8 protein-coding genes and 1 tRNA gene are annotated in these 10765 nt (G+C 49.0%); 5 read left to right on the forward strand and 4 right to left on the reverse strand.

Going from position 1 to position 10765, the window contains the following annotated elements; translation table 11 throughout:
- Positions 1 to 6: 6 nt before the first annotated feature.
- Positions 7 to 378 carry a hypothetical protein gene (locus F8C67_RS13970; RefSeq protein WP_151668485.1) on the reverse strand — a complete coding sequence of 124 codons (372 nt, stop codon included), beginning with the start codon at positions 376 to 378 and terminating at the stop codon, positions 7 to 9.
- 138 nt (positions 379 to 516) lie between these two features.
- Here F8C67_RS13970 and F8C67_RS13975 point away from each other — a divergent pair, with 138 nt between their 5' ends.
- The gene (locus tag F8C67_RS13975; RefSeq protein ID WP_151668486.1) at positions 517 to 2910 is read left to right on the forward strand and encodes a mechanosensitive ion channel domain-containing protein; all 2394 of its coding nucleotides are present in this window, start codon (positions 517 to 519) and stop codon (positions 2908 to 2910) included.
- A 683-nt stretch (positions 2911 to 3593) separates the two neighbouring features.
- On the opposite strand, the gene F8C67_RS13980 is transcribed toward F8C67_RS13975, so the two are convergent.
- The 3 genes from F8C67_RS13980 to F8C67_RS13990 form a co-directional block, all read right to left on the reverse strand.
- Entirely contained in the window at positions 3594 to 4478 is an 885-nt protein-coding gene (locus tag F8C67_RS13980) for an anti-sigma factor (RefSeq protein ID WP_151668487.1), read from the reverse strand.
- Between the two features lie 87 nt (positions 4479 to 4565).
- Positions 4566 to 6020, reverse strand: coding sequence for a sensor histidine kinase (locus F8C67_RS13985; RefSeq protein WP_151668488.1), 1455 nt, complete (start codon positions 6018 to 6020; stop codon positions 4566 to 4568).
- Positions 6020 to 6721 (reverse strand): response regulator transcription factor, encoded by a 702-nt coding sequence (locus tag F8C67_RS13990; RefSeq protein ID WP_151668489.1) that lies wholly within the window; start codon positions 6719 to 6721, stop codon positions 6020 to 6022. The genes F8C67_RS13985 and F8C67_RS13990 overlap by 1 nt, the downstream gene beginning before the upstream one ends.
- A gap of 771 nt (positions 6722 to 7492) precedes the next feature.
- Here F8C67_RS13990 and F8C67_RS13995 point away from each other — a divergent pair.
- The 4 genes from F8C67_RS13995 to F8C67_RS14010 all read left to right on the forward strand — a co-directional run bounded on the left by F8C67_RS13995 (position 7493) and on the right by F8C67_RS14010 (position 10577).
- On the forward strand, positions 7493 to 8098 hold the full coding sequence (locus tag F8C67_RS13995; protein WP_151668490.1) for a superoxide dismutase: 606 nt from the start codon (positions 7493 to 7495) through the stop codon (positions 8096 to 8098).
- A 457-nt stretch (positions 8099 to 8555) separates the two neighbouring features.
- Positions 8556 to 9476, forward strand: coding sequence for a PfkB family carbohydrate kinase (locus tag F8C67_RS14000; RefSeq protein ID WP_151668491.1), 921 nt, complete (start codon positions 8556 to 8558; stop codon positions 9474 to 9476).
- Between the two features lie 20 nt (positions 9477 to 9496).
- Positions 9497 to 10246: a UDP-2,3-diacylglucosamine diphosphatase gene (locus F8C67_RS14005; RefSeq protein WP_151668492.1), complete on the forward strand. Its 750-nt coding sequence runs from the start codon at positions 9497 to 9499 to the stop codon at positions 10244 to 10246.
- A gap of 257 nt (positions 10247 to 10503) precedes the next feature.
- Positions 10504 to 10577, forward strand: a tRNA-Asn gene (locus F8C67_RS14010).
- The last annotated feature ends 188 nt before the right edge of the window (positions 10578 to 10765 follow it).

Consider the following 10765-nt stretch of genomic DNA (forward strand, 5'->3'; position numbering starts at 1 on the left):
AGGGTATTACACCAAGGGTGGGCCTCGTAAGGCGTGAGATTCTAAGAAGGGGGTATCTCGAAGGTGAAGACTCGACTCAACAGGGAATTCTTCAGAAACAAGGAGCTCGTACTCTACCACTTCAATGAGGCTCATTGCCTCGGGAACCGTAGCGATGAAATTGAAGTTGGCCTTGTTGATTTGGAAGTGCTCGAGATGCTCTACGCCGAGATCATTGTGAAACACTTTCGCCAACAAATCGAGCATATCATCACTGTCTGTAGCATCACAAACAACGTGCTCAATTTCATTTTGATGATGGATATGCGGAACCACAGAATGGGCGAACAAAATGAGTCCGGCCATCCACAAAAAGGTGATTTGTAGTTTCTTCCGCATGATTCAAAGGTAAAACTTCGTGCGGATTCGAGGAAAATCTCTTTTAAATTTGATTGCGCTCGCTCAAAACCTGTTTGGAATGAAGCACATGTAGAAGTTTGTTATCTTTCCTCTTCAATCCACCAACTACCTGCTGCAATGTCTGTAAAGGCACTTAAATTCCTCCTACTGTTTCTTCTTCCAAGCTCCGTGCTATTTGGACAAGAAACGCCCGACTCACTTGCGACGATTAAAACCGATGAAGTTTCGTTAAACATTCGTGAAGAGTTGGACGAATCTCAGGAATCGCTCATTGCCATTCAGGAATTCTGGAGAACTCAAAAATCGGCCAAAGCCATTCGAGAAGGCAAGGAAGAGGTCTTTCAATTGGCACTCCCTCTGGTAGTTGACTCAGCTGCAATCGGTGATACTACTTTGTCTATCTGGGAATTGGAAAGGTGGATGGAGAGCATCAATTCCGTAAAGCAGTTGATCAAATCGTACACGGTTCTGATCGATAATGATGTAGATACGCTTCGCTTTTACCACGACAAGCTCAAAGGTGAATCCGAAGGATGGCGACTCGAAGAAGCCGCTCACAGCACAGATTCAGCCTTATACTTCGTTTGGGAAGAACAGATCAGCAGCATTCAGGCCCAGCTTCAAAAAGAGACAAAACGGGTTCTCGATTCCATCAACCGACTCTCCGAAAGCGAAACCGAATTGTACGAACTCGTTCAAGATCTGAATGAGACGGACAACCTACTCAAGACCATTCACGAGAGCGATATCTATCACGTTATTCGGAAAGACCTACCACCGCTTTGGTCGAAGGAAGCTCGGGAAGTGAGCAAGTACCAGTTGGTGGGAAACTGGGGTATGTGGTGGAAGGAAATACGGGTGTATTCAAAGTTTAGCGGTCATTATTTCATTCGAATTTCGCTTTCGATTCTCATCGCGACGTTAATTCTCATATTCCTAAAGAGATACGGAAGGAGACACCGATGGCTCAATAGTGCGCAGCGCTTCAAAGTGCTGATGGCCTGGTTGTACCTGCCACTTGCAAGTGCCATACTCATCACAGTATTCATCAACCGATACATCTTCATGGACGGTTTAGATGAGTCGGTTTCCAAGCCTGGAATGCTCAACAAGTTTGAGTCGATGATGGGCTATACGGCGATGATGCTCATCGTGTGGCGCAATGTGGCATCCCGACTACGTGGGTTCCTCCTCTTCCCTTTGATTTTCTTTGTGATTGACGCCTTCATCATCAGCCTACTGGGTGTTTCGTTTGAAGGTCGCGTTGCCTTACTTATCGAAACTGCCGCGGTATTTATTGGTATTGGTTTCATTATTAGAAAACTGCGCAGAACCCATGCGGTAAGGACGAGGAAATGGTACGGTCCAGTGATATTCCTCCTGGTTGCCATTATGGGTTTTGAGGTGGTTGCGGCGATTACCATCATTAGCGGAAACTTCTCGCTGTCCCGGATCATGACCTTCGGCTCATTCTATGTTTTGGGAATGGGGATTATCATCTACTTCATCAACCTCAGCATTCCGCGTTTCTTCCAGGCGCTCGTTTCGAGCCCGTTTGGCAAGCGCACACACATCGTGCGTGAATTTTTAGGTGATAACTTAAGGCCGATCACGTTGCTCGTGCAGTATTACCTGCTTATTATCTGGCTCATTGGTTTGGCGAATCAGCTCAACTTTGGACAGCAAATTCTCGAATTCCTCAAGGTCATTTGGAACTACCGATTCGATACTGGAGATATTTCCATATCGGTAAGTAGCATCGTCGAATTCTTGATAGTGCTTGGCATTGTATACTTCGTCGCACAGTTCCTTCAGGTGATTGTCAGGGATGAAGTTGCAGGCAGGTTGACCAAAAAGAAAGGGCTTCCGATGGCTTATGGGGTCATCACGAAGTACGTTGTATTCTTTGTGGGATTTTTAGCAGCGGCCTCTGTACTTGGAATACCGCTAGACCGATTGAGCTTTGTGCTAGGCGCCTTAGGTGTAGGTATTGGTTTTGGCCTCCAAGCTGTGGTTGGAAACTTCATTGCCGGCATTATCATCTTGTTTGAGCGACCAATGCGCGTTGGTGACATCATTCGCATTGGCACGCAAGAGGGAGAGGTCAAGGAAATTGGCGCCAGGGCCGTTCGAATCAGGCTTTGGGAAGGAGCAGAAGTGCTGGTTCCGAACTACGACATCATGACAAAGAACGTCACCAACTGGACGCTCAACGACAGTTTCAGAAGAATCGAGGCCTTTTTCCCAGTCCACCCTGAGGCACCAATTGAAGACGTGCTTGACATCATGAGAACGACGGCCCAAGAAATCGAAGGTGTCGTAACAGAACCTGCGCCGGTTGTTCAGTTCAAAGGCGTGGAAAACTCGCACGCCAGCTATCGTTGTTTACTCTGGATCACGGAGGACATCCTGCGCATCGACTCGGAGTTCCGAACCAAGGTGTATGAGAAACTGGAGGAGAAGGGATGGAATATGAAGGAGGTGAGGGTGGTGCTTCGCGAAAAGGAATAAGACGCTTCGCGTAAGACGGCTAGCGCCGTAAATCCTCCGCCAGCCGGCGGAATAAAGGCACTTCGTGCAAGATGGCGGAGCCATAAGGGAGCTGCGCTCCAAGTCCTCCGCCGCTGGCAGAGGAAAGGAGCTCCGCTCAAGGCACTGCGTGCAAGGACGACTTGGTCGCAAGTCCACCGCCGATTGGGGTAGGCAAGGTAGCTATCAATACAAGGGAAGGCATCAAACTCCGCCAAAGGGAAAATTACTTCCAGTTGACGTACGTTAGCGCTATACTTAGTTGACTCATCACACTAGGTCTTCCACCGCCTATCCTTATGCGAAGCATCTTTCTTCTGTCAGCGACAGAAGACTTACGACGAAGTCGCCCTTGCACGCAGTGCCTTGTGTGAAGCACAAAAAAAGAGAACCCGCGTCCCTTAAACACGAGTCCTCTCCAAGTACAACCAACCCTTGATTTGTTACCCTCAATCGCCTACCACATTGAGCAAATCCTATCGCTAAAGGCGGCTATCTTCTCTTGTGGGGTGAGGTCTTTCCCCACCTGCTAGCGTGGATCCTTTCAAGCCCTAGCGGGACCCTTTCATCCGCCGCAGGCGGAGGACTTGCACGTAGTGCCTTTCTTCCGCCGGCTGGCGGAGGACTTACGGCGCTAGCCGTCCTTACACCACCGGTGTTTTTACCTATCTCCTAACCTCCCCTACCGGGAAGTTCATTCCCACCTGATTCATAAGTGGGTATAGCTCGTGTACGTTTGTCGGGTTCGGGGTGCTACCGAAAAGTGGCTTAAACATGAATGGCGCTGGACTATTGTCAGGCACAGGTTCGATTGAGATTACAATCGGCGCGCCCGTTAGGTCTGTTGGGAAAGTCAATCCCATAGGTGCATTCATAATGAAGTCTTCACCTGGGAATGGAGGTCCACTAGCATCGGTACCGCTGAACATTCCTGAGGCGTCGGCACCAGAAACACTCGTAAATGTACCCGTGCTTACAGGTGTACCGTTGATTACTGCCCAACCTTCGTACGCCCAGTTTGCAGGCAAGTCAGGTAGAGTTAGAGATGGAGCGCCCGCCATTGGATCTACGAACCAAACGCCGCTCAACTCATCGTTCATGTCGGTTGTGGTTGGGGTGGCCAAGATAAACTCGCCGCTTGCGGTTAAGAGATCTTCACCTAGAGCCGCCATGTGGTCGGCTGAAATGCTTGCTGTGTTATTGTTGAAGGCGCCACCAATAATTTTGATGTGGCTTGGAGCTGGATCTGCATCTGGATAAGGTTCGAGAGTGAGCACGAAATCGGTGGCACTCTCCAAATCGCTGTTTGCAACGCTAAACGAGTTCTGAGAGAGCTCACCGTTTCCATCAACTTCAAACAAGCCAGTTGATACAGGTGAACCGTCTACGATAATCCATCCTTCATAGCGTTCGTTGGCCGCGTTTGGCTCAAGATTTTGAACGCTGATGGAGAGGTTTCCATTCGGGTTTGGTGTTGGATCTTCTTCTTCAGTACAAGCCACAATCGCTAGTGAAAGCGCCGGGATTGCCATCCATTTTGAAATAGTCATGATGATTAGTTTTAGAATTTCTTACACTCCAAAAATCATCACACCAAATCACGACGGTCTCACATAGAAATAACGTTTTCGTGATAACTAGCTGGCCAACGGAAGTGTAAACGCGAAAGAGGTGCCAGTGGCGTCGCTTTCAACCGCTATTCGAGCCTCGTGAACGTCTAGGATTTTCTTTACGATGGCCAAGCCCAAGCCCGCTCCTTTGTTGGTCCCCGTTTGATCTTTCTTGTAGTATCTATCGAACAGATTCGGGATATCTTCCTGCGGAATTTCGCTCCCCGTATTGTGAATGGTAACCTCCACTCCACCTGAAACGCTAGCCGCCTTCACATCAATGTGACCACTTTCTGGGGTGAACTTGATCGCATTTTCCAACAAGTTCTGAATGACCCGTTGAATCATATCTAGATCTGCGTTTACTTTCGGAAGGTTCTCCGGCAGCACATAACTGAGGTCGATGTTCTTTTCCTTGGCTATAATGCTGAATTCGTCAGTCGTACTCGTGAGCGATTCATCAATTTTCACCGCACTTCGCTTCATTTCAACCTGATTGCTCTCCAACTTCGACAATTCAAATAGGTCGTTTACCAGTTTTTGAAGACGTTCGGAACTTCGCAATGCGATGGACAAATACTTCTCGCGATCTTCGGCAGACAAATCATCATTCTTGATGTGGAGTGTTTCCAAATATCCGTGGATAACCGCCATCGGGCTGCGGATGTCGTGCGAGACATTCGCAATAAGCTCTCTCCGAAGGGCATCGACTTGCTTCAGCTCATCCATGTTGTGAAGAAGTGTATCAGCCATTTGATTGAAGGTGCGACCTACGAGTGCGAGTTCATCATTCTTCTTCACAGGAATTCTCGCATGCATATCTCCCTCCTGAAACTGACGAATGGTTTGGATAATCACGCGAAGATTCTTGGTGAGGAGGAAGATCAATACGCCGCCTATGACAAGGGCGATGAGTAGAATAAAGGTGAATGTGATTACTCCGTTGCGGATGAAGTAGCTGGACAGTAGCGCTTCGGTGAGCGAGCTGTACTGTTCGCTTGCTAGAACCATGTAAACATAGCCTTCGAGCTCATCGCCGTTCATCACTTCTGCAACCGAAAAGATAGTTCCTTCGCCAGGGTTGCGAGGGTCTTCACCGAGAATGAGCGACGATCTATCTGACGTTAGGAAATCCTCAATGGGGGCTAGGTCTACATTTCCGAGACGCACTTCTTTCTCGAGCACTACGTGGGATAGAATCTCGCCGTTGGGACTTAGCAAATAGACCTCGAGATTCGGGTTTACTGCCATCATGGAGTGCATGATTTTACCCAGGGCCTCTTCGTTTACCTCGCCGTTGATAAAAGGCTGCACTTCGATGAGCATGTGCTCGGCAACATGCGAGTGCAATTGTTGAGTTGTTTCTTGATAGTACTTCCGGGCCGAGGAGGTGGTAATCATCACGTTGACGACGCCAATGATGGTGAGTAGGAGCAACATTACGCCTACAATCCTCCACATGAGTGTATTCTTGAACTTCATTATGCTATTTCTTCGTTGAAACGATAACCTACGCCCCACGTTGTGAGGATGTATTTTGGTGCCTTGTCGTTGGGTTCAATTTTGGCTCTCAAGCGATTCACGTGTGAATTCACCGTATGCTCATACCCTTGAAACTCGTAGCCCCAAATGGTAGAGAGCAATTCCTCTCGGCTAAAACTCCTTCCGGGATTTTCGGCAAGTAATTGGAGCAATTGAAACTCTTTGGGTGTGAGTTCAATTCTGCTTTCGCCGAGTTGGACTTTGCGGCGTTCGGTATCGATGTGAATATCCCCGTACTCGAGCGTTTTTGCTTTTGTGTCCCTGTTTTCATTCCACGATTCATTCCTGCGGAGAATCGCTTTCACCCTTGCGATGAACTCCCGAATCCCGAAGGGCTTGGTCATATAATCGTCGGCCCCAGATTCAAGTCCGAGTACTTTATCAAACTCCTCCGACTTTGCGGTGAGCATAAGAATCGGTGTGAAGTTATCGAGTGCTCGAAGCTTCTGACAAACTTGAAGTCCGTCCATTTTCGGTATCATCAAATCCAGAATAATGAGATCGAAATGTTGCGATTGGGCAAGGTCGAACCCCGTTTGGCCGTCCATAGCTTTGGTAACTTCCACATTCAGATCATCTAGATGAATCGAAATCAGATCGATGATATCTGCATCATCCTCTACAATTAGCACTCTACTCATAACGTATAGCTTGATTTTCAAAGGTATTCGTGAAGTATCACGGAAGTGTCACGGAGGTAGACGGGGGAGGTGGGGGAACCTTAAATGCACTTCGTGCAAAATGGCTGAGCCATAAGGGAGCTGCGCTCCAAGTCCTCCGCCGCTGGCAGAGGAAAGGAGCTTCGCTCAAGGCACTGCGTGCAAGGGCGACTTCGTCGCAAGTCCACCGCCGATTGGCGACGGAAAGATGGCTGAAGCTTTAACTCTTACGCGCAGCGTCTTACGGCGATAGCCGTCTTTCCGACGTCAGGAGGACTTGAGCGCAGCTCTCTTACGACGACAGTCGTCTTTCCGCCAACTGGCGGACTTTCCGCCGGCAGGCGGACTTACGCGAAGCGTCTTTCGACGACAGTCGTCTTTCCGACGTCAGGAGGACTTGAGCGCAGCTCCCTTACGACGACAGTCGTCTTTCCGACGATAGGAGGACTTGAGCGCAGCTCCCTTACGGCAGTAGCCGTCTTTCCGACGATAGGAGGACTTGAGCGCAGCTCCCTTACGACGACAGTCGTCTTTCCGCCGGCAGGCGGACTTGCACGAAGTGCTTTTCCGACGTCAGGAGGACTTACGCGCAGCGTCTTACGGCATTAGCCGTCTTTCCGCCGGCAGGCGGACCTTTGCGAAGCACCCCCATCTATCCCCCCATAGACTTAACCAATATCACTTCCCCTCGAACATTACATACCTTACATTTGTACTACTTGATAGAAGTTAAACCTCTAAATAGACAAACCCATGGCATTTGAATTACCAGATCTTCCATATGCGTACGACGCACTAGAACCACATATTGATGCACGTACGATGGAAATTCACCACAGCAAGCACCACGCTGGATACACATCGAAGTTGAACGCTGCTATTGAAGGCACGGATATGGCCGGAAAGAGCATTGAAGACTTGTTGGCTAACCATAGCGATAACGGTGCAATTCGCAACAACGGTGGTGGATATTACAACCACAACCTTTTCTGGACGGTAATGAGTCCGAACGGTGGTGGCGCCCCAACAGGTGCAGTGGCTGATGCGATTAACGAAGCATACGGTTCATACGACAAGTTCAAGGAAGCATTCTCAAACGCCGCAGCTACTCGCTTCGGATCAGGTTGGGCATGGCTTTGCGTACACCCAGGTGGTAAAGTAGAAGTATGCAGCTCTGCAAACCAAGACAACCCGCTTATGCCAAACGAAGGTTGCGGTGGCACGCCAATCCTTGGTCTCGACGTATGGGAGCACGCATACTACCTCAACTATCAAAACCGTCGCCCAGATTACATCTCAGCGTTCTTTAACGTGATTAACTGGGATGAGGTTAATAGGAGGTATGAGGCTGGGAAGTAAAAAAACAGCTGAATAGATTTTGAAGGGAGGACGAAAGTTCTCCCTTTGTTTTTTTCAAGGCACATCGTGCAAGATGGCGGAGCCATAAGTCCTCCCCGCCGGCCGGCGGGGAGAAAAGGCACTTCGTGCAAGGCGACTTCGTCGCAAGTCCTCCGCCGATTGGCGGAGGAAAGATGGCTGTCGCTTAAACTTTTACGCTAAGCGTCTTTCCGCCGCAAAGCGGACTTGCACGAAGTGCTTTTCCGACGATAGGAGGACTTTCCGCCGGCAGGCGGACTTACGGCGGTAGCCGTCTTTCCGACTACAGGAGGACTTGAGCGCAGCTCCATTACGGCAGTAGCCGTCTTTCCGCCGGCAGGCGGACTTACGGCGGCAGCCGTCTTTTCGCCATCGGCGAACTTGCCGCACTGCGGCCTTTCCTTACCTTTGCCCCCATCACCCCAAAATTTCACATTCCATGAGCCTTCTCATTGTTGGAACTGTAGCATTTGACGCCATTGAAACTCCGTTCGGAAAGACCGACAAAATTCTCGGTGGAGCGGCTACCTATATCGGATTGAGCGCGAGTCGCTATCTGCCTAAGCAAAACCTTGTTTCTGTGGTTGGCGAAGACTTTCCACAAGAGCATATGGACCTGCTTTCTGACCGTGGGGTTGACCTTGAGGGGCTTCAAATTAAGCAAGGTGAAAAAACCTTCTTCTGGAGTGGGAAGTATCACAACGATATGAACTCTAGAGATACGTTGGACACCCAACTGAACGTATTGGCTGAGTTTGACCCTGTAGTTCCGGAGTCGTATAAGGATTGTGAGTTTTTGATGCTTGGAAACCTTCTTCCTAGCGTTCAACAGCGCGTTCTAGAGCAGTTGCCGAATCGCCCGAAGTTGATTGTGCTTGACACCATGAACTTCTGGATGGACAACTTCTGGGATGACTTGATGGAGGCGTTGAAAAACGTGGATGTGTTAACCATCAACGATGAAGAAGCTCGCCAGCTTTCAGGGGAATACAGCCTTGTTAAAGCGGCTAAGAAAATCCTCACCATGGGACCTAAGAACCTCATCATTAAGAAGGGAGAGCACGGTGCACTTCTCTTCAATAATGAAGAAGTATTCTTTGCCCCTGCCCTTCCGTTGGAAGATGTGTTTGATCCTACTGGTGCAGGTGACACGTTTGCGGGTGGCTTCATTGGCTACTTGGCAAAGACAAACGACATCAGTTTCAACAACATGAAGCGTGCGATTATTCACGGTTCGGCCCTGGCCAGCTTCTGTGTTGAGAAATTTGGAACAGTTCGTTTGGAAAATGTAACGGATTCAGAAATAGAAGAGCGCTTGAATGCGTTTATCGACCTCGTGCAGGTTGAAATGCATCTCTAATAAGCGCTATCTTAGGCCCAATGGGCGATAAAGTTTACTTCATATCCGACCTTCATCTTGGTGCTCCCGACGCGAAAAGTAGTCGGGAACGCGAGTTGCGATTCGTCAAGTGGCTCGAAGAAATTCGAAAGGATGCGAAGGTGCTATATGTGGTAGGCGATCTATTCGACTTTTGGTTTGAATACAAGCGAGCCGTGCCACGCGGATTTACGCGTGCCATTGGTAAGCTTGCCGAACTCTCCGACGCTGGGATTGAGATTCACCTCTTTACTGGAAACCACGACCTCTGGATATTCGATTACTTGCCAGAGGAAATTGGTGCCGAGCTTCATCGTGCACCGATTGAGGTAGAACACGGCGGCAAAAAGTTCATGATAGGTCATGGCGATGGTCTCGGCCCGGGTGACCACGGCTACAAATTCATCAAGAAGATTTTCACCAACCGCTTTTTGCAGTGGTGCTATGCGCGTGTCCACCCCAACTTTGGGATTTGGCTTGCGGATAGATTCTCTAAGAAAAGCAGGCAGCATACGGGTGGAGATGACGCCATTTTTAAGGGAGAGGAAAACGAGTGGCTCTATCAGTACTGTAAGGAGGTCTTGGAAGACCGTCACATCGACTATTTCGTCTTCGGTCACCGTCACTTACCCCTTGACCTCAAGGTGGGCGAAAAGTCGCGCTACATCAATCTCGGCGACTGGATACAGTACTACACGTATGGGGTCTTTGATGGAGATATGAGGTTGTTGGAGGATGGCAATTCGAAATAATTTTAGATTTTTCGATTCAGATATTGTGCAAAATCATTCCGCTTCGTAATATTGCACCCGCTTTGAACGGAATGAAACTGTGAGAAGCGATACATATTCCTCCTTAGCTCAGTTGGTTAGAGTCCCGCACCTGCGGGATTAATCAGAGGCCAGGTAGGGTAGACATAGAGAGATTATTCCTCCTTAGCTCAGTTGGTTAGAGTCCCGCACCTGCGGGATTAATCAGAGGCTAGGTAGGAAAGACATAGAGAGATTATTCCTCCTTAGCTCAGTTGGTTAGAGCATCTGACTGTTAATCAGAGGGTCCTTGGTTCGAGCCCAAGAGGAGGAGCAACAAAAGCCTGGTCATTACGACTGGGCTTTTTTCGTTTTATACCCTTCGCTCAGTTCCCCGCATAGGCGGGACAGGGGTTAGAGTCCCGCACTTGCGGGATTAATCAGAGGGTCTCCCGATGCGAAGCTATCGGGAAGGAGGAGCAAAAGAAAGCCTGGTCATGAGACTGGGCTTTTTTCGTTTAT

This window comes from Phaeocystidibacter luteus, assembly GCF_008933115.1.
GTDB classification, from domain to species: domain Bacteria; phylum Bacteroidota; class Bacteroidia; order Flavobacteriales; family Schleiferiaceae; genus Phaeocystidibacter; species Phaeocystidibacter luteus.

Excerpts from the sequence above, each read along its gene's own strand:
- F8C67_RS14005 (WP_151668492.1), top strand. The coding sequence starts at position 9,497 with ATGGGCGATAAAGTTTACTTCATATCCGACCTTCATCTTGGTGCTCCC.
- F8C67_RS13990 (WP_151668489.1), bottom strand. The coding sequence starts at position 6,721 with ATGAGTAGAGTGCTAATTGTAGAGGATGATGCAGATATCATCGATCTG.
- F8C67_RS13995 (WP_151668490.1), top strand. The coding sequence starts at position 7,493 with ATGGCATTTGAATTACCAGATCTTCCATATGCGTACGACGCACTAGAA.
- F8C67_RS14000 (WP_151668491.1), top strand. The coding sequence starts at position 8,556 with ATGAGCCTTCTCATTGTTGGAACTGTAGCATTTGACGCCATTGAAACT.
- F8C67_RS13985 (WP_151668488.1), bottom strand. The coding sequence starts at position 6,020 with ATGAAGTTCAAGAATACACTCATGTGGAGGATTGTAGGCGTAATGTTG.
- F8C67_RS13975 (WP_151668486.1), top strand. The coding sequence starts at position 517 with ATGTCTGTAAAGGCACTTAAATTCCTCCTACTGTTTCTTCTTCCAAGC.
- F8C67_RS13970 (WP_151668485.1), bottom strand. The coding sequence starts at position 378 with ATGCGGAAGAAACTACAAATCACCTTTTTGTGGATGGCCGGACTCATT.
- F8C67_RS13980 (WP_151668487.1), bottom strand. The coding sequence starts at position 4,478 with ATGACTATTTCAAAATGGATGGCAATCCCGGCGCTTTCACTAGCGATT.